Here is an 18,892-nt window from a genome sequence, read left to right as displayed (position 1 = left end):
TGAGCCACTTCGGTCAGGCCGGAAGGCTCGAATCGAATCCATGGAAAGTCGCGGTTCAGTCGCGAACGGTGCGCTTCTCGATGCGCTTCTCGAATGAGCCCTGGATGATCCGGTCGACGTAAATCCCGGGCGTGTGGATCTGACTGGGCTCCAGCTCCCCCGGCTCGACGATCTCTTCCACTTCAACCACGGTGATCTTGCCGGCGGTGGCGGCCATGGGATTGAAGTTCTGAGCCGTATGACGGTAGACCACATTGCCGTAGCGGTCGGCCTTCCAGCCCTTGACGATGGCGAAGTCGCCGACGATTCCCTCTTCAAGAATATAGTGGCGACCGTTGAACTCGCGCACCTCCTTGCCCTCGCCGATTGGCGTCCCATAGCCCGTGGCGGTGTAGAAGGCGGGGATGCCAGCGCCACCGGCGCGCATGCGCTCGGCCAGGGTGCCCTGGGGCGTCAGCACGACCTCAATTTCGTTATTGAGCATCTGCTGCTCGAACATGGCGTTCTCGCCCACGTATGACGCATAGATCTTGCTGATCTGACGATCTTCCAGAAGTAGCCCGAGGCCAAACCCGTCGACCCCGCAGTTATTGGAGACCACGGTGAGGTCCTTGACGCCACGGCGTTTGATCTCGGCGATCAGGTTCTCCGGAATGCCGCACAGACCGAATCCGCCAGCGATCACGGTCATACCGCTTTCGATGCCTTGCATTGCCTCTTCGTAGGAATATACGCGCTTGTCGAATCCGGCCATCGCGAAGCCTCGTCTTGTTGTGGGATGAAAGAGTGACAGTACCTGATCAGTGTTGACCCGACGAATATATTTGTTAAGTTTGTTTTTTTTATCAATTAATCGGTATGGCAAATAAATCATGCCCATGACTATCAAGCAGCTTCGCGCCTTCCAAGCCGTTGCCCAGACGCTAAGCTTCACCCAGGCCTGCGAGCGCCTTCATCTATCCCAGCCGGCTTTGAGCCTGGCCATCAAGGGACTGGAGGAGACGCTGGGCGGCGCGCTGCTGATTCGCAACACCCGAAGCGTACGCCTGACACCCGAGGGCGAGACACTCCTGCCCATGGCCAAGCGGCTGCTAACCGACTGGGACAACGCCGAGGAACTGCTCCGTCAGCGTTTCACGCTGCAGCTGGGCCGCGTGGCGGTTGCCGCCATGCCCTCTATCGCCTGCAACCGACTGCCTCATGCCCTGCGCGTCTTCCGCGAGCAGTTCCCGCGGGTCAACGTGACCGTACATGATGTCATCAACGAGCAAGTCATCGAGATGGTTCGCCGGCAGCAGGTCGAGCTCGGCGTCGCTTTCGAACCGGAAACCAGCGAGGGGGTCGACTTCCTGCCTCTCTTCGACGATACCTTTGTCGCCGTTGTGCCTCCCGATTCACCGCTGGTGGATGCCGGGGCTATCGACTGGAAGGCCCTGCTCGCCTACGACTTCATTACCCTGCAGCGCCCCTCAATGGTAAGGATCCTGATGGAGCAGGCCCTGCTACTGCGCGGGACCGAACTACCCGTCGCCTTCGAAAGCCACCAGTTGGCAACGGTGGGACGGATGGTCGCCAGCGGGCTCGGGGTCAGTGCCGTACCTACCCTCTGCCGGGAGCAGATGCACGAGCTGGGTGCTCGCTGCATTCCGCTGCACGACCCGCAGATACGGCGAACCGTCGGCGTGGTCATCGGGGCCGGCCAGGAACTCTCTACCGCTGCCCGCGCACTTTATGATGTTCTTGGGTCAACGCTTCAGCGAACCGGTCCGTAACAGCAGGTAGCGCTGGGCAGCCCACCCTTGATCTATTAGCATGAGCGGCTGTCATGAATTCGACGCAAGGAGTGAGGCATGTCGACCCTGAAGGGGATCGTCAGCGTGCTACTGCTTATTCTCAGCACCCTGTTCTGGGGGGTTCCCCTGGTTCTGCTGACTGCCCTAAAGCTGATTACCCCCGGGCGCCCTCTCCGGCGGCTCATCCTCCGTGGGCTCAATGGCGTGGCACTCAACTGGATCGGCTTCAACCTGTGGTGGATGCGCCATTGGCTGAAGCCCCAGGTGAGCATGAATCTGCCGGAGGGGCTGGCCAGGGACCAGTGGTGGCTGGTGCTGTCGAACCATCGCAGCTGGACCGACATCTTCATGCTGCTGATGGGGCTGCATCGGCGCATTCCCATGCCCCGCTTCTTTCTCAAGCAGCAGTTGATCTGGGTACCTATCGTGGGTCTCGCCTGGTGGGCGTTGGAATACCCGTTCATGCGCCGCTATAGCAAGCAGCAACTGGAACGCAAGCCGCAGCTCGCCCGCATCGATCGAGAGGCGACGGAGCGCATGTGCGAGCGGGCTCGCGAAATGCCGATTGCCATCTTCAATTTCGTTGAAGGTACGCGATTTACGCCAGCCAAACGCGACCTGCAGAATAGTCCCTTTCGACACCTGCTCAGGCCCAAGGCCGGGGGCATCGCCCAGGTGCTCAACCTGCTCGGCGACCGACTCAGCGGCATACTTGACTTCACTCTGCGCTACCAGAACCCCAACCCGACCTTCTGGGGGTTCCTGTGCGGCCGAGAAGGGCCGATCCAGGTCGAGGCACGCCGCCTTGACGTACCCGCCTGGATGCTGGAAGGCAGCTATTACGACGACCCGCACTATAAGGAGCGCTTCCACTCATGGCTCAATGCCCTCTGGCAGGAAAAGGACGAAGCGCTCGACTCGCGCTGACACTCGCCATTCTGCTGTGGCTGGCCGGCTGTGCCAGCAGCGGTAGCAGCGGCGACGTGCAGCGCAGTGGCGATCCTGGCATCGCCGGGAGCTGGGTCACCGTGCAACGTGGCGATACCCTGGGAAGCATCGCGGCCCGGGCGGATGTGCCGTTGGCCCGATTGCAGCGTTTCAACCCGGATGCCAACCCCAATCGGCTGGCGGTAGGACAACGGCTGCTGGTACCGACGCAACAGGAGCGCGCACCTTCCGGTGGCCCCTACCGCTACCAGGTACGTCCCGGCGACACCTATTCCGGTATCGCCCGACGCTTCTCCACCACGTCTGCCCGGATTCAATCGGCCAACCCCGGCATCGAGCCCACGCGGCTGAGGGTGGGACAGGTGATTCAGGTGCCCTTGCAGGGAGGACCTGCCCGCTCGGCACCAGCCGCAGCGAGCCGTCCGCAAAGTGGGGCAGGCTCCAGTGCCACCCGCTCCACGCCACCTGCGACCGACACCAGTTCGCTACCCAGCTCCGCTCGCAACTGGCCATGGCCACTGGATGACTACCGGGTCGTTCGCCCCTTTGGCAGCGACAGCCGCGGCACACTGCAGCCGATGCTGCTCGCCACCGGCAGTGGGGCCAAGGCAAAGGCCGTGGCCGATGGCGATGTCCGTTTCGCTGGCAGCATGCGACAACTGGGCCGGGTCGTCATCGTGCACCATGCCGACAACCTGCAAAGCGTCTACGCCCTTTGCGATTCGATCCTGGTAGACGATGGCGCCCGGATCAGCCGTGGTACGCCACTGTGCGAGGTCGGTTACAGCAACAGTACCGAGCGATACGACCTGCTCTTCGACCTGCGCCTGGGAGGCAAACCGATCGATCCGCGCCGAGTGTTGCGCTGAGCTCATGATGAAACTCGACGCTGCTCGTGGTGACACCCTGTTGCGCTCGCCGCTATTGCAGCGCTTCCCTTGCCTGCTCGGCGAGCCGACAGCGAGCGAGACCCTGTCCCGGCTGGACAGCGAATTGGCATGGGAACAGCCTCGCCTGCGACTCTACGGTCGCGAACACCCGATCCCCCGGCGACAAGTGTGGATGGGCGATGGCGAAGCGTATTACCGCTATTCGGGGCAGGATTTCCAACCCGTGCCCTGGCATACCGATGTTGCCGGCATCCGTGACGCCGTCGTCGAACGATTGGCCACTGCCGGTGTGGCCGCCAGGTTCAACAGCGTCCTGCTCAACCGTTACGCCGATGGCGAGGAGCGCATGGGCTGGCACAGCGACGACGAGCCCGAGCTTGGCCCTGACCCGCTGATAGCCGCCGTCAGCCTGGGCGCCGAGCGCCCGTTGCGCATGCGCTGGCGCCAGGGCTCAGGCGCGGCATTCAATGTCTGGCTGCCCCATGACAGCCTCCTTCTAATGGGGCCTGGAGTGCAGCGTCAACTACAGCATGCGCTGTTACCCCGCAGGATTCCTGGACTCAGGATAAGCCTTACCTTTCGCTGGATCTGGCCAAACTCCCGCCGTGACTAACGGTCCCAGGCACCGCCTCAGGACAGGATGAATGAGCATCATCCTGGCAAGAAGTTAACGGTATAAAATCAACCGCGGAAATACCCCGGCTCCACGAACGGCATCTTGGTCACCGTCATCGGCAGGCGCTTGCCACGCACCTCGGCGTAGACGGTTGTACCGATCTCTGCGTTCTCGATGGTGACGTAACCCATGGCCACGGGCTGGCCAACGCTGGGGCCGAATCCGCCGGAGGTAACCACGCCAATCGAAATATCATCACTGCTGAACAGCTCGGCACCCTCACGTACAGGAGCACGTCCATCGCCAAGCAAGCCCACCCGCTTTCGCTGGTGATCCTTCTTTTCGACCTGGTGCAGGATCAGGTCGGCGCCAGGAAAACCGCCCTGGCGCTCGCCACCACGCCGACGCGGCTTGCCGATCGCCCAGATGAGCCCCGCTTCCACCGGCGTGGTCTCGGTATCGATGTCATGCCCATAGAGGCAGAGCCCGGCTTCCAGGCGCAGGGAATCCCGGGCACCAAGGCCGATTGCCTCCACCTCGTCTTCGGCTAGCAGGCGACGGGCCAGCGCCTCGGCCTGGTCTGCCGCCACCGAAATCTCGAAACCGTCCTCTCCGGTATAGCCGCTGCGACTGACCCAGACAGGAATATCATCGATCTGGAAACGTCCATGCTGCATGAAGACCATCTCGCAGGCCGGGGGGCACAGTCGCTGCATGACACTCGCGGCCTGGGGGCCTTGAAGCGCCAGCAGACCACGGTCGAGGACCTCGACCCGATGCTCGGCATCCAGCCCGATCTCGAGCAGGGCAATATCCTGATCCTTGCAGGCCGCATTGACCACGAGATAAAGATGGTCTCCGACATTGGCTACCATCAGGTCGTCGAGGATGCCGCCCTCCTGCCCGGTGAAGAGTGCATAGCGCTGCGTCCCCTCGGGCAACCCGACGATATCCGCACAGACGAGGGTCTCCAGCGCCTCCGCTGGCCGGGGGCCGCGCAGCAGCACCTGCCCCATGTGAGAAACGTCAAACAGACCACAGGCCGCCCGGGTATGCTCATGCTCCTTCTTGACACCGAGTGGGTATTGCACCGGCATGTCATAGCCGGCAAAGGGAACCATCTTCCCCCCCAGCTCAAGATGAAGGCCATGAAGCGGCGTGTGCTTGAGATCGCTCATGCGGAAGTCCTCGGGTAGTGATAAGTGTTGGACGAAATATCCGAACGCGGGTTTCAGCGGTAGCAAAGGCGCCCCAGTGGACGCCTATCGAATTGCCGGTTCCCGAAATCAACGCTGGCCGTGATCGAGATCCTCGCCCGGCAGGACCTCCTTGCCATCGAAATAGTCCCGGGTCACCTTGAATACCACCGGCGAGAGCAGTGCCAGGGCAATCAGGTTGGGAATCGCCATCATGGCGTTGAAGGTATCAGCCATCAGCCAGATGAAGCCCAACTGCGCCATTGCCCCCAGGGGAATGGCAAGCACGAACAGTGTGCGATAGAGCATGATCGACCGGGTCCCGAACAGGAACTGGAAGCACTTTTCACCATAGAAGGACCAACCCAGGATGGTGGTGAAGGCAAACACTGCCAGCGCCACCGAGACGACCTGGTTGCCAAAGCCCGGCAGGGCCGCATCGAAGGAAAGCGCCGTCAGTGAAGCGCCCTGCTCGCCATCGATCCACACTGTGGACGTCAGGATCACCAGCGCCGTGATGGTACAGACGATGATAGTATCGATGAAGGTACCCAACATGGCGATCAAGCCCTGGCGGACAGGGTTCTTGGTCTTGGCGGCGGCATGGGCGATAGGCGCACTACCCAGGCCAGCCTCGTTGGAGAAGATGCCTCGCGCCACGCCAAAGCGGATGGCTGCCATCACGGCTGCCCCGGCAAAGCCGCCCGCCGCCGCATGGGGGTTGAAGGCATAGTAGAAGATCAGTCCGAAGGCCTCACCGATCTGACCGGCATTGACGATCAGGACGAGCAACCCCGCCAGGATATAGAGGATGCCCATGATCGGCACCAGCTTGCCCGCCACCTTGGCGATACGCTTGATGCCGCCCAGGATGACCGCCCCGGCCAGAACCATGATCACCACACCTGTCAGCCAGTGCGGGATATTGAAGGTGGAATCCAGAGCATCCGCGACGGAGTTGGACTGCACGGTGTTGCCGATCCCGAAGGCAGCGACGGCGCCGAAGAAGGCAAAGGCGCCGCCCAGCCACAGCCACTTCTTGCCGAGGCCATTCTTGATGTAGAACATCGGCCCACCGACGTGATAGCCGGTACTGTCAGTCTCACGAAAGCGCACCGCCAGCACCGCTTCCGCAAACTTGGTTGCCATGCCCACCAGTGCCGTGATCCACATCCAGAAGATCGCCCCAGGCCCACCCAGGGCGATTGCGGTTGCCACACCGGCGATATTCCCCGTGCCGATCGTAGCCGAAAGCGCCGTCATCAAGGCATTGAAGGGAGATATCTCACCCTCCTCTTCCACTCGCTTCTTGTCGCCCGGTGCCGGCTTGGCCTCACGTCCCTGCCACATCAGCTTGAAACCGGTGCCCAGCTTGCGAATAGGCATGAATTTCAGGCCAAGCTGTAGGTACAAGCCGACGCCCAGCAGGAGAATCAGCATCAGCGGGCCCCACACCACGCTGTTGATGGCCGTAAATAGTGTTGTCAACGTTTCCACGCACGCTTCCCTCTGTTGTATGGATTTGTTGTTGGGGCTGCCAATGCATGACCCGAACGCATCGGCACCAACATTAATCTTGCCACTACCAACTTACTCGAACGATCAGCGACACAAACCGGCGTACCATAGCGGAATCCACCGTCAAAATGCCACCCCATCGAAGAGTCCACTTTCCAAGTCAGAGCTTGCGCTGGCGTGAAGCGTAACGCGTGTTTCGTATCGGAAACAAGCATCTACTCTCTCCACCTCGGCACTCAAGTCACGCGCAGCCGTGGCATCGTCTCGCGCAGGCCTGGCTAAAGGCTAGTGAGCGCAGAAGGAACTGTCTAACAGGAGAATCGACTGGTATCAGCAGCGGTAGTAACCTGACATAGCGGAGATGCGTGCCGCCGCCGGCTCGTACTGCTCTCCCGCCAACCTGCTGGAACTCGCATCAGCACCGTTGAACCAGCCAGGCACAGGGACTCGCCAAACGCCGTCAATGGCGTTAGCATTCAACTGTTCAGAAACCTTTTTCGTATAGGAAAACCATCATGAGCACGATTCCCGCCAATCTGCGCTACAACGACAGCCATGAATGGGTGCTGGACAATGGCGACGGCACTGTCACCATCGGCATCACCGACCATGCCCAGGAAGCCCTGGGAGACGTGGTATTCGTAGAGCTCCCCGACGTAGGGCGCAACCTGGCTAAGGGCGACGAGTTTGGAGTGATCGAGTCGGTAAAGGCCGCCTCGGACCTCTATGCACCGGTGACCGGCGAAATCATCGCAGTCAACGAGGCGCTGGAAGACTCGCCGGAGACGATCAACGAGACGCCCTACGAGGGTGGCTGGATCATGAAAGTGCGTATGGAAGATACTGCCAGCCTCGACGACCTGCTCGACGCCGACGCCTACCAGGCGATTACCGCCGAAGATTGATCCCCGCTGCTATCACCCGGCCCACGGTGGCCGGGCTCTTTTCTTTCTATCGACAGGGTGCTCCATGGCTTTTGACAATCGCCGCCTGGCCGAACTGGCCGATCATGACGCCTTCATCCGACGCCACAACGGACCCGGTACCGATGACATCGCCGCCATGCTGGCGTCACTGGAAATGGAAAGCCTGGACGCCCTGATCGAGCGCACGGTGCCGGCGGATATTCGACTGGGGAGAGAGCTGGATCTGGATCCGCCCCGCAGCGAGGCCGAGGCGCTGGACTACCTGAAGCGCCTGGCCCGCCAGAACAAGGTCTTCAAGACATACATCGGCCAAGGCTACTACAACACCCATGTTCCTGCTGTAATACAGCGCAATGTTCTCGAGAACCCGGGCTGGTACACGGCCTACACCCCTTACCAGCCGGAGATCGCCCAGGGCCGTCTCGAAGGGTTGCTCAATTTTCAGCAGATGGTGATGGACCTCACCGGCATGGAGCTGGCCAACGCCTCTCTGCTGGATGAAGCCACTGCGGCGGCCGAAGCCATGGCGCTGTGCCAGCGCGCCAACAAGAAGTCGAAGAGCAACGCCTTCTTCGTCGCCGACGACGTACTGCCGCAGACCCTGGACGTGGTGCGCACCCGCGCCCACTACTTCGGCTTCCAGCTGATCGTCGACGCCGCCGACAGCCTTGCCGAACACGACGTCTTCGGGGCCCTGCTCCAGTACCCGGGCCAGAGCGGCGAAGTCCGCGACCTTGGCGGCCTGCTCAGCGCTGCCCGCGAGCGCGGCATCATGACCTGCGTCGCCGCCGACATCATGAGTCTGGTGCTGCTCAAGGAACCGGGCGCCTTGGGTGCCGACATCGTAGTGGGCAGCAGCCAGCGCTTCGGCGTACCCATGGGCTTCGGCGGCCCCCATGCCGCCTTCTTTGCCACCACCGACAAGCTCAAGCGCTCGATCCCTGGGCGCATCATCGGCGTCTCCAGGGACGCCCGTGGCAACACCGCGCTGCGCATGGCGATGCAGACCCGCGAGCAGCACATCCGTCGCGAGAAGGCCACCTCAAACATCTGCACCGCCCAGGCCCTGCTGGCCAACATGGCAGGCTTCTACGCCGTCTATCATGGCGCCGAAGGGCTCACCACCATCGCCACGCGCATTCACCGCCTGACCACCCTCCTCGCCGAGGGCGTGATCAGCAAGGGTGTCAATCTGGCCCATGACAGCTGGTTCGATACCCTGCGCCTGACCGGTATCGATGCCGGCAAGGTCCATGGCCGCGCCATGACCCACGAGATCAACCTGCGCTATTTCGATAATGGCGATATTGGGGTCAGTCTCGACGAGACCACCACAGCCCACGATCTCGACACCCTCTTCGATGTCATCCTCGGCGAGGAACACGGCCTGTCGGTCTCCGCACTGGATGAGACCGTGGTCAATTCAGGCAAGACAGGTATTCCTGCCGCCTGCCGCCGCGAGTCGGGCTTTCTCGATCACCCGACCTTCCAGCGCTACCGCAGCGAGACCGAGATGCTTCGCTACCTCAAGCGACTGGAGAACAAGGACCTGTCGCTCACCCATGCGATGATCCCGCTGGGCTCCTGCACCATGAAGCTCAATGCCACCAGCGAGATGATCCCCGTCACCTGGCCGGAATTCGGACAGATCCACCCGTTCGCCCCGCGCAACCAGGTGGCCGGCTACCAGCAGATGATCGATGAGCTGGCCGCCTTCCTGGTCGAAATCACCGGCTACGAACATATCTCGATGCAGCCCAACTCCGGCGCCCAGGGCGAATATGCCGGCCTGGTGGCCATTCGTCGCTTCCAGCAGGCCGAGGGCCAGGGGCATCGCGACATCTGCCTGATACCCAGCTCGGCCCACGGCACCAACCCCGCCTCCGCCGCCATGGCCCACATGAAAGTGGTGGTAGTCGAGTGCGACAGCAACGGCAACATCGACCTCGACGACCTGCGCGCCAAGGCCGCCCAGCATAGCGATGCTCTCTCGGCGATCATGCTGACCTATCCCTCAACGCATGGCGTATTCGAGGAAGGGGTGCGGGAAGCCTGTTCAATCGTCCATCAGCACGGTGGTCAGGTATATATCGACGGCGCCAACATGAACGCCCAGGTTGGCCTTTCCCGCCCCGGCGACTTCGGTGGCGACGTCTCGCACCTGAACCTGCACAAGACCTTCTGCATCCCCCACGGTGGCGGCGGGCCTGGCATGGGCCCCATCGGGGTCAAGGCGCACCTGGCGCCCTACGTCTCCAACCACGTGGTCACACCGATCGCAGGTGTCAATGCCGACTGCGGCGCCGTCTCGGCGGCGGCATTCGGCAGCGCATCGATCCTGCCGATCTCATGGGCCTATATCAAGATGATGGGCGCCCGCGGCCTGCGCGAGGCCACCGAGCTGGCCATCCTCAACGCCAACTATGTCGCCAGGCGCCTCGAGGCGCACTATCCGGTGCTGTACCGTGGCGTCAATGGCACCGTGGCACACGAATGCATCATCGATATCCGCACGCTCAAGGCGACCTCCGGCATCAGCGAGGAGGATATCGCCAAGCGGCTCATGGACTACGGATTTCACGCCCCGACCATGTCCTTCCCGGTACCCGGCACCCTGATGGTCGAACCCACCGAGTCGGAGTCTCGCTACGAGATCGATCGTTTCTGCGATGCCATGATCAGCATTCGCAAGGAGATCGCGGCGGTGGAAGCCGGCGAGTGGCCGGCGAATGACAACCCGCTCGTCAACGCGCCCCATACCATGGCCGACCTGATGGACGACGCCTGGGATCGCCCCTATGCCCGAGAGCTCGGCGCCTTTCCCTCCGACGCAGTCAAGGCCGCCAAGGTATGGCCGGCGGTCAACCGCGTCGATAACGTCTTCGGCGATCGGCAGCTGATCTGCTCCTGCCCCAGCATCGACGAGTATCGTGACTGACTGGTGAATTCCTGCCCTTACGCAATCGACCCGCCAGCGGCGGGTCGATTGCGTTCCAGTCACGGTGCTTCCGATGCGTCAAATGGCCGGCGCCCCATCGCTGTATCCAAAGCGCTCCCGCAACCGCTGTTCGCGAAACCCCTCCAGCAGACGCTCATAACGACGGGGGACCCGGCTACTGGTGCGGGTGACCAGGTGCAGGGATTCATGCTCCACCACCGGAAGGTCGAGCTCCTTGACCTGCCGCTGCCAGGGAGAGGTCTCGAGTACCAGGCGCGAGACCACCGTAAAGCCGAGCCCACGAGCCACTGCATCCAGCACCATGGCTACCTCATTGGTAAAGCCCTGACGGCGAAACTGGCTCATGGAACGGAACTCATCGGGAAAGTTGCTGCGCAGCAGCGCGCCGGCATGGTTGACGCCGTCGGAGTAGTTGATGAAGCCGATGCCCATCAGTTCGCTGAGGGTTGTCCCGGCAAAATCGGCGGGGACAACCAGGCAAAGCGGCTCCTGGTGCCATTGCGAACAATCCAGCTCAGGATGTCGAACCGGTTCGGTAATGATGCCCAGATCGTGCCGGCCGGCCAGCACATCGGCAACGATCTCATGACTGAAGGCGAAGCTGTAGCTGACCGTCAGGCCCGGGTACATCTGTTGCTGCCCAAGAATATAGGGGTACAGCATCAGCCCGACACTACCCGGCGAGCCTATCCGGCATTCCCCGGTATCCAGGGCCTCATCGTCCAGCGAGTGTCGGAACTGCTCATGCTCGGTGAACAGGCGAAGGCCGTAATCATAGGCGCGCCGACCGGCCTCGGTCAGCGCGAAGCGGCGGCCGTGACGCTCCAGCAACGACTTGTCGAGATAGTGTTCAAGCTTTCGCACGTGCTGGCTGACGCCAGGCTGGGTCATCTCAAGCCGTTCGGCCGTGCGAGTGAAGCTGCCGGTCTCTACCAGTGTGATGAAGGTACGGAAATATTGAGCGTTGAACATGGGCTTCGCTTGCGATGCGGCCAGGGCCTGATAGCCCCCATTCTACCAGTACCGCTCAAGCCGCGCAGCGCTGCGCCCTGGGCAAGCTCATGGTAGGATTCGAAGATTAACCAGACCCTATCCGGCGGCCTTGCTCCCCCGAGATCGTCCGCCAAACTGACCTGACAAGGACCGTTCCATGCCCGACACCATCTCCAGCACCGTTTCCCCTCTGGGCAGCCTGGAAGTACTTTCCCAACATGAAGTCAACCGGCTACGCGACACGTCCAAGGCAGGCCTCCATGATCTGCTGCGCCGCTGCGCCCTGGCGGTGCTCAGTTCCGGCAACATGACAGACGACAGCCTGGTGCTGATGGAAACCTACCACGACTTCGATATCGAGGTGATACAGCAAGACCGCGGCATTCGCCTCAAGGTGACCAACGCTCCGGCTGAAGCCTTCGTCGATGGCAAGATGATTCGCGGCATTCGTGGGCACCTCTCCTCAGTTTTGCGCGATATCGTCTATGTCTATAACGAAATCCAGCACCACTCCCGCTTCGACCTGACCACGGCCGAAGGGACAACCAACGCCGTGTTCCACATTCTGCGCAAGGCCGGCACCCTGAAACCGGGGCGGGACCCGAGTATCGTTGTATGCTGGGGCGGCCACTCCATCGCCCGCGAAGAGTATGAATACACCAAGGACGTGGGCTACCACCTGGGGCTGCGTGAGCTGGACATCTGCACTGGCTGCGGGCCCGGCGCCATGAAGGGGCCGATGAAAGGCGCCAACCTGGCCCATGCCAAGCAGCGTATCCAGGACGGCCGTTATCTCGGTATTTCCGAGCCGGGCATCATTGCCGCCGAGGCCCCCAACCCGCTGGTCAATGAACTGGTGGTGATGCCAGACATCGAGAAGCGCCTTGAAGCCTTCATTCGCCTCGGCCACGGTATCATCGTGTTCCCCGGCGGGGTCGGCACCGCCGAGGAAATCCTCTATTTGCTAGGCATTCTGCTTCATCCAGACAATGCCAACATGCGCATGCCGGTCATCTTCACCGGTCCCGCCAGCGCGTCAGACTATTTCAAGCGCATCGACGAATTTCTGGTCTATACCCTGGGCGAGCAAGTGCGTTCCAAGTACCGCATCATCGTCGATGACCCCACCGAAGTGGCCCGTCTCATGCGCGAAGGTATCGACGACGTCACAAACTTTCGCCGTGAACATCAGGACGCCTATCACTACAACTGGCGCCTGACCATTGCCCGCGACTTTCAGGAAACCTTCGAGCCGACCCACGAAGCCATGGGCAGCCTGGCGTTGCACAGGAACCAGCCAGTCCACGAACTTGCCGCCAACCTGCGCCGAGCGTTTTCCGGTATCGTCGCTGGAAACGTCAAGGAGAACGGAATTCGCGCCATCGAGGCGAAAGGCCCCTTCTCTCTGCACGCAGAACCGGAACTGATGCGGCGGCTTGACGAGCTACTGGGGTCCTTTGTTGCACAGGGGCGGATGAAGCTACCGGGTCGCGATTACGAGCCCTGTTACCGGCTGGTATAGGGACTGGCGCCGCCAGGCGCCCCGGCGGTCGTTGCCGAGGCAGGAAAAAACAGCTGTTGGAGCGCTGGTTCCCATCGCGACTGGCGCCGCCAGGCGCCTCGGAGGAAGCTGCCAGCGTTGGCGGCAATCACCAGCATTGGCAACACCGCCGGGAGGCCTGCGGCCTCCAGTCGTGATCTGAAGATACTCCAACAATGGCGTGGCACCGCCGGTGGCATAGAATCGCTGCTGGAGCGCTCGGCTTGGCGCTCCGACTCCGCGTCGCGCCAGGCGCCTCGGCGGATTCATTACTGTCAACGACGCCTACCGGGACTCCGCCGGGCGCCACAGCAGCCACAGAACGTGCATCAGCAGCCCAGCCGTGGCGGCGTGGGCGATGAACAGCTGCCAGCTGATCCAGTCGGTCATCAGGGCGTGCCAGGCGCCCATCAGCCCCAGGCCGGCAAGCAGCGAGGCACCAAAGCGCTTGAGCAGCATCGGCAGGCGACGTCGCTCGCTCGCTTCCAGCATGCGCCAGTGCACCACCGTCACGGCCGCAACAACGACCAGGGCGAGCGTGATCATGGTCAGGCGATTGTCGTGCCCACCCGCCAGGTAGCGCGGTATGGTGGAGAGCATCAGCACCAGCAGGCCCAGCATGACGCTCAGCCGCTCGGCTGTCGGCGAGGCGCTCATCAGGCCACCTTCAGCTGCTGGGCATCGATCCACTCTTCCACCCAGGGGATCGCCGCATCATCGGCCATGAACGTTTCCATGGCATCGATTTCCAGGCGCTCTCCCAAACGGTTGGCTCCCAGACCCTGGAGCATCTCATCCAGCTGCCGGCCGGCACCGCAGAAGGTATCACCGTAGGAACTGTCACCCAGCGCAATCACGCCGTAACGCAAGTCAGTGAGCCCTGGGCTCTGCTCATCGAGACCACGGGCGAAAGGGACGAAGTTGCCGGGAAAGTCACCGCTACCGGTGGTGGAGACGCAGAAAAGCGCAAGATCGGTGGGGGAATCGGTCAAGTCCGAGACGGTCGGCTGTTCGAGGATGTCCACCTCATAGCCGGCCGACTCGAATAGCGGCTTGACCTGTTCGGCGACATCGAGCGCGCCGCCATACATGGTTCCTACAAGGATCTTCAGCATTGGCATGTCGAGGGTATACCTGAGTATTTTGGTCGGATATTAGCATAGCTCGAACGGCTCCGAAACCGGCACGCTAGCGACATGGGGCCGCATGCAGCCGGGGGAATGTCCGAGTATAATAGTCGGATTTTATGCCAAGGAGGCGACATGCTGCAGACCTTCGAAGCCTGGATCACGCCGATCATGATCGGTGGCCTGGTCCTGTTCATGAGCTTCATCATCTGGGATCTGGCCAAGCAATCCCAGGCCGGGCGATTCGGCACCATCATGCTGTTCGTGGTGCTAGGCGCCGGCATTCTCGGCTATCTACTGAAAGTGGTTATCACCTGGCTCATAGAACGCGGTAGCGTCTAACGATCCAGAACGACCCGATGCAACCCAAAGGGGCGGCATCGGGTCATGACACTTCAACTGGGCAGGGGCCCTTCGAAGCGCTCAACCTGGCTCTTCAGCTTCTGGCCGGGCCGAAACGTCACCACGCGGCGAGCAGAAATAGGAATTTCCTCGCCCGTCTTGGGGTTTCGCCCCGGGCGTTCGCGTTTGTCGCGCAGGTCGAAATTGCCGAAACCCGACAGCTTGACCTGCTCGTTCTCCCGCAAACAGGCTCGGATTTCCTCGAAGAAGGCCTCCACCATCGACTTGGCTTCCCGCTTGGTCAACCCCAACTCGGCATGAAGGTGTTCGGCCAGTTCCGCCTTGGTCAACGCTCCCATGTCTACTCCTTCAGAGTGGCGGTCCAGCCCGTCACCGGTCATTCATCATTACTTGTGTCGCAAGCCACGTGAACACACGACTCCGGTCATTGCCGGAATGGTCAACCGCGTAGCTCGGCCCCCAGGTGTTGATGCGATTCGGCGACAATGGCATCGACCAACTGATTGATTTCCTCATCATTCAGCGTGCGCGAAGGATGCTGCCAGGTCAAGCCCAAGGCGATGCTCTTGTACCCTTCTGTTACACCCTTGCCCTGGTAGACATCGAAAAGGCGCAGTTCCTCGAGCCACTGACCGGCCTTTTCTCGCACGCAGTCGAGCAGCGCCTGAACCGGTTGCTCCTCCTTGATCAGGAAAGCCAGGTCACGACGCACTTCCGGATGGCGGGACAGGGGCACGAATGCCGGCAGTACACCACGCACCAGAGCATCCTGCCGCACCTCGAAGAGTAGTGCATCGGTCTTGAGGCCCAGCGCAGCCTTGACCCCCGGATGCAACGCACCAATCCAACCGACTACCTCGCCGCGATAGAGAATGCGCGCGCTCTGGCCAGGGTGCAACGAAGGGTGCTCGCCCGGTTCGAAGCGCCAGGCATCGGCCTCCCCGCCCATGGCAATCAGGCTTTCCAGGTCGCCCTTCAGGTCGAAGAAGTCGACCTTTTCACGACCGCCGGCCCAGCCCTCGGGCTCGCGGGAACCACAGACCAGCGCTCCAAGCATTGGCGTCTGCTGAAGGTCGTCCAGGTCCCCACGAAAGACCAGCCCTGCCTCGAACAACCGCACACGGCTCTGTTGGCGGTTGAGGTTATGCTCCAGGGCTCGCACCAGCCCGGGGAACAGGCTCGCCCGCATCACCGAGAGGTCGCTGGAGATGGGGTTCGCTAACCTGGGAGATACGACGTCGGGCAGCATTGCCTGCTGCAGCTCAGGTGCCACGAAGCTGTAGGTCACCGCCTCCTGATACCCTCGGGCCACCATCTGCCGACGCAGGCGAGCCAGCGGGGTGCGCGCCTCATGGTCCGGGCGCAGCGCCAATCGTGCGGAAGGACGGCGCACCGGGAGTCGGTTGTAGCCATGAATCCGCGCGATCTCCTCGATCAGGTCCTCTTCGATGGAAATGTCGAAACGCCAGCTCGGCACTCGCGCCTGCCAGCCAGACTCGGTGATATCGACCGTCATCCCCAGCCGCACGAGGATGTCGGTCACCTCCTCCTCCGGCAACGCCTTGACCAGCGCCTGCTCGAGGCGTGAAGAGCGCAGCGTCACTTCACGCTCGCCGGGCAGTTGCGCCTGGTTTGTCGCGTCGACAAGCGGCCCCGGCTCGCCGCCGGTGATCTGCAGCAGCAGGGCCGTGGCGCGCTCGATGGCGTCCACCGTCAATTGCGGATCGACGCCCCGCTCGAAGCGGTGCGACGCATCGGTGTGCAGGCCATAGGCGCGCGCCTGTCCGGCCACGGCCAGGGGCGAGAAGTAGGCCGCTTCCAGGAAAATATCCTGCGTTGCGGTACTGACGCCCGAGTCCTCACCGCCCATCACCCCGGCAATGGCCAGGGGCCCACGCTCATCGGCAATCACCAGGGTCGACGCGCTCAGGGTAATCTCCTGCCCATCGAGCAGCACCAGCCGCTCACCCTCACGGGCCAGGCGCACGACCACGCCGTCATGCAGGTTGGCACGGTCGAAGGCATGCAGAGGCTGGCCCAGCTCGAGCATCACGTAGTTGGTAATGTCGACTACCGGATCGATGGAGCGCACGCCACTGCGGCGCAGTCGCTCGACCATCCACAGCGGCGTGGCGGTCGTGACGTCGACACCCTTGATCAAGCGGCCGATGTAGCGTGGGCAGCGTTCGGCATCTTCGACACGAACCGGGAACGTCTCGTCATGGGTCGCCGGGACGGGCATGACGCCTGGTGAAACCACCGGCAGCCGGTTGAGTACGCCCACTTCCCGCGCCAGTCCCTTGAGGCTCAGGCAGTCCCCGCGATTTGGCGTCAGGTCCACTTCGATGGTGTTGTCATCGAGACCCATCCAGCCCCGGAAATCCTCCCCCGCCGGCGCATCCAGCGGCAGCTCGAGAATCCCGTGTGAAGTCTCCTCCTCCAGGCCCAGCTCCGAGGCGGAGCAGATCATGCCGCAGGACTCCACGCCACGAAGCTTGGCCTGACGGATCGTAAAGTCGCCGGGCAGCACCGCGCCGACGCGGGCGAAGGGCACCTTCTGCCCGACCGCCACGTTGGCTGCGCCACACACCACCTGGACCGGCTCACCGCTACCATCCAGCACCTGACACACATTGAGCTTGTCGGCATCCGGATGTGGCGCCTTTGCCACCACCTCGGCGATGACCACGCCGCTGAAGAGCGCCGCTACCGGCTCGATGGCATCCACTTCAAGGCCGGCCATGGTGATCTGGTCGGCCAGCGCCTGAACGCCCAGCTGCGGCGAGACCCACTCGCGCAGCCACTGTTCGGAAAATTTCATGACTTATCCTGTGTTCTGCCGAAGTTCATGTAACGTCGCACGGTCAGGCGAACTGGCGCAGAAAGCGCAGATCGTTCTCGAAGAACAGCCGCAGGTCATTGACGCCGTAGCGCAGCATGGCCAGGCGCTCGGCTCCCATGCCGAAGGCGAAGCCCTTGTAGCGCTCCGAATCAATGCCGGAATGGCGGAACACCTCCGGATGCACCATGCCGCAGCCCATGACTTCCAGCCATCCACTATGGGAGCAGACGCGACAGCCATCACCGCTGCACATGACGCACTGGATATCGACTTCGGCCGAGGGCTCGGTGAACGGGAAGTAGGATGGCCGGAAACGGACCGAGAGATCGTCACGCTCGAAGAAGGCGTGCAGGAAGTCCTCGATGGTGCCCTTGAGATCGGCAAAGCTGACATCCTCGTCGACCAGCAGCCCCTCCACCTGATGGAACATTGGCGTGTGGGTCAGATCGGAATCGCTGCGATAGACCCGCCCTGGGCAGACGATGCGAATGGGTGGCGACTGCTCCTTCATGGTGCGCACCTGGACCGGCGACGTATGCGTACGCAGCAGTCGGGTGGCATCGAAGTAGAACGTATCGGCCATGCCCCGTGCGGGGTGGTGGGCGGGAATGTTGAGCGCTTCGAAGTTGTGATAGTCGTCCTCGATTTCCGGCCCCACGGCGACGTCATAGCCGATGCGAGTGAACAGACCTTCAATTCGCTCCAGGGTGAGCGTCACCGGATGAAGACCACCGCTGGGCTGGCCACGACCGGGCAGCGTCACGTCGATGCGCTCGGCGGCCAGCTGCGCCTCCAGTGCCGCCTTCGACAAGGCCTGCCGCCGCTCGTCCAGCTCCTGGGCCAACGCCTGCTTGGCCTGGTTGATACGTTCACCTGCCGCGGGACGCTCATCGGCCGGCAGCTTACCCAGCCCTTTCAGTTGAGCGGTAATCTCGCCCTTCTTGCCGAGATAGCGCACGCGCAGCTCATCGAGCGCCGCAATGCTGTCGGCGGCCTGGATGGCTTGACGGGCCTCGGTGACCAGTGTGGGAAGGTGGTCCATCCATTGAGCTCCGAAATCGTTGATCTTGTCTGAAAAAACGTCGTGTTTCGATCGACAAAAAAACAGGGGAAGAGCGGCTGCTCTTCCCCTGCGACGGTCTGGCGTTGAAGGAGACCGGCCAACGCCGGCCCGACGCCAT

The 18,892-nt window shown here is 62.2% G+C and carries 17 protein-coding genes; 8 read left to right on the top strand and 9 right to left on the bottom strand.

What is annotated here, in order from left to right; translation table 11 throughout:
• Positions 1–55: 55 nt before the first annotated feature.
• Positions 56–754, bottom strand: coding sequence for a CoA transferase subunit A (locus KZO25_RS08310; RefSeq protein WP_223136582.1), 699 nt, complete (start codon positions 752–754; stop codon positions 56–58).
• A 124-nt stretch (positions 755–878) separates the two neighbouring features.
• Between KZO25_RS08310 and KZO25_RS08305 the strand changes: the two genes are divergently transcribed.
• From KZO25_RS08305 to KZO25_RS08290, 4 genes are all read left to right on the top strand, one after another.
• Complete coding sequence (locus tag KZO25_RS08305; protein WP_066452175.1) at positions 879–1,772, top strand: LysR family transcriptional regulator; 894 nt, start codon at positions 879–881, stop codon at positions 1,770–1,772.
• Positions 1,773–1,850: 78 nt separating this feature from the next.
• A complete protein-coding gene (locus KZO25_RS08300; protein ID WP_066444487.1) occupies positions 1,851–2,720 on the top strand; it encodes an acyltransferase in 870 nt (289 codons plus the stop codon).
• Complete coding sequence (locus KZO25_RS08295) at positions 2,669–3,610, top strand: M23 family metallopeptidase (protein WP_223136581.1); 942 nt, start codon at positions 2,669–2,671, stop codon at positions 3,608–3,610. The genes KZO25_RS08300 and KZO25_RS08295 overlap by 52 nt, the downstream gene beginning before the upstream one ends.
• 7 nt (positions 3,611–3,617) lie before the next feature.
• Positions 3,618–4,244: an alpha-ketoglutarate-dependent dioxygenase AlkB family protein gene (locus tag KZO25_RS08290; protein ID WP_262488910.1), complete on the top strand. Its 627-nt coding sequence runs from the start codon at positions 3,618–3,620 to the stop codon at positions 4,242–4,244.
• Positions 4,245–4,312: 68 nt separating this feature from the next.
• Here the strand turns inward: KZO25_RS08290 and gcvT are convergent, their stop codons facing one another.
• A complete protein-coding gene (gcvT, locus tag KZO25_RS08285; RefSeq protein WP_223136579.1) occupies positions 4,313–5,425 on the bottom strand; it encodes a glycine cleavage system aminomethyltransferase GcvT in 1,113 nt (370 codons plus the stop codon).
• Positions 5,426–5,533: 108 nt separating this feature from the next.
• Positions 5,534–6,940 carry an alanine/glycine:cation symporter family protein gene (locus KZO25_RS08280; RefSeq protein WP_223136578.1) on the bottom strand — a complete coding sequence of 469 codons (1,407 nt, stop codon included), beginning with the start codon at positions 6,938–6,940 and terminating at the stop codon, positions 5,534–5,536.
• A gap of 536 nt (positions 6,941–7,476) precedes the next feature.
• Between KZO25_RS08280 and gcvH the strand changes: the two genes are divergently transcribed.
• Together gcvH and gcvP are read left to right on the top strand one after the other, a co-directional pair.
• Positions 7,477–7,866, top strand: coding sequence for a glycine cleavage system protein GcvH (gene gcvH / locus KZO25_RS08275; protein WP_223136577.1), 390 nt, complete (start codon positions 7,477–7,479; stop codon positions 7,864–7,866).
• Between the two features lie 64 nt (positions 7,867–7,930).
• The gene (gene gcvP, locus KZO25_RS08270; protein WP_223136576.1) at positions 7,931–10,825 is read left to right on the top strand and encodes an aminomethyl-transferring glycine dehydrogenase; all 2,895 of its coding nucleotides are present in this window, start codon (positions 7,931–7,933) and stop codon (positions 10,823–10,825) included.
• 78 nt (positions 10,826–10,903) lie between these two features.
• On the opposite strand, the gene KZO25_RS08265 is transcribed toward gcvP, so the two are convergent.
• Entirely contained in the window at positions 10,904–11,818 is a 915-nt protein-coding gene (locus tag KZO25_RS08265) for a LysR family transcriptional regulator (protein ID WP_066444468.1), read from the bottom strand.
• Between the two features lie 178 nt (positions 11,819–11,996).
• Here KZO25_RS08265 and ppnN point away from each other — a divergent pair, with 178 nt between their 5' ends.
• Entirely contained in the window at positions 11,997–13,361 is a 1,365-nt protein-coding gene (gene ppnN / locus KZO25_RS08260; protein WP_262488909.1) for a nucleotide 5'-monophosphate nucleosidase PpnN, read from the top strand.
• 303 nt (positions 13,362–13,664) lie between these two features.
• On the opposite strand, the gene KZO25_RS08255 is transcribed toward ppnN, so the two are convergent.
• A complete protein-coding gene (locus KZO25_RS08255) occupies positions 13,665–14,036 on the bottom strand; it encodes a hypothetical protein (RefSeq protein WP_223136575.1) in 372 nt (123 codons plus the stop codon).
• Positions 14,036–14,500, bottom strand: a complete 465-nt coding sequence (locus KZO25_RS08250; RefSeq protein WP_223136574.1) for a flavodoxin domain-containing protein — start codon at positions 14,498–14,500, stop codon at positions 14,036–14,038. The genes KZO25_RS08255 and KZO25_RS08250 overlap by 1 nt, the downstream gene beginning before the upstream one ends.
• A gap of 141 nt (positions 14,501–14,641) precedes the next feature.
• Here KZO25_RS08250 and KZO25_RS08245 point away from each other — a divergent pair, with 141 nt between their 5' ends.
• The gene (locus tag KZO25_RS08245; protein ID WP_066444454.1) at positions 14,642–14,848 is read left to right on the top strand and encodes a DUF2788 domain-containing protein; all 207 of its coding nucleotides are present in this window, start codon (positions 14,642–14,644) and stop codon (positions 14,846–14,848) included.
• Positions 14,849–14,901: 53 nt separating this feature from the next.
• Here KZO25_RS08245 and ihfA read toward each other — a convergent pair whose 3' ends face one another.
• The 3 genes from ihfA to pheS form a co-directional block, all read right to left on the bottom strand.
• Positions 14,902–15,207, bottom strand: a complete 306-nt coding sequence (gene ihfA / locus KZO25_RS08240; RefSeq protein WP_043517633.1) for an integration host factor subunit alpha — start codon at positions 15,205–15,207, stop codon at positions 14,902–14,904.
• Positions 15,208–15,308: 101 nt separating this feature from the next.
• A complete protein-coding gene (gene pheT, locus KZO25_RS08235; RefSeq protein ID WP_223136573.1) occupies positions 15,309–17,690 on the bottom strand; it encodes a phenylalanine--tRNA ligase subunit beta in 2,382 nt (793 codons plus the stop codon).
• Positions 17,691–17,733: 43 nt separating this feature from the next.
• On the bottom strand, positions 17,734–18,753 hold the full coding sequence (gene pheS / locus KZO25_RS08230; RefSeq protein WP_223136572.1) for a phenylalanine--tRNA ligase subunit alpha: 1,020 nt from the start codon (positions 18,751–18,753) through the stop codon (positions 17,734–17,736).
• Positions 18,754–18,892: the final 139 nt, after the last annotated feature.

The organism is Halomonas sp. ANAO-440, assembly GCF_019915905.1.
Lineage (GTDB): Bacteria > Pseudomonadota > Gammaproteobacteria > Pseudomonadales > Halomonadaceae > Halomonas > Halomonas chromatireducens.
This window is presented reverse-complemented; position numbering and strand designations above follow the sequence as displayed.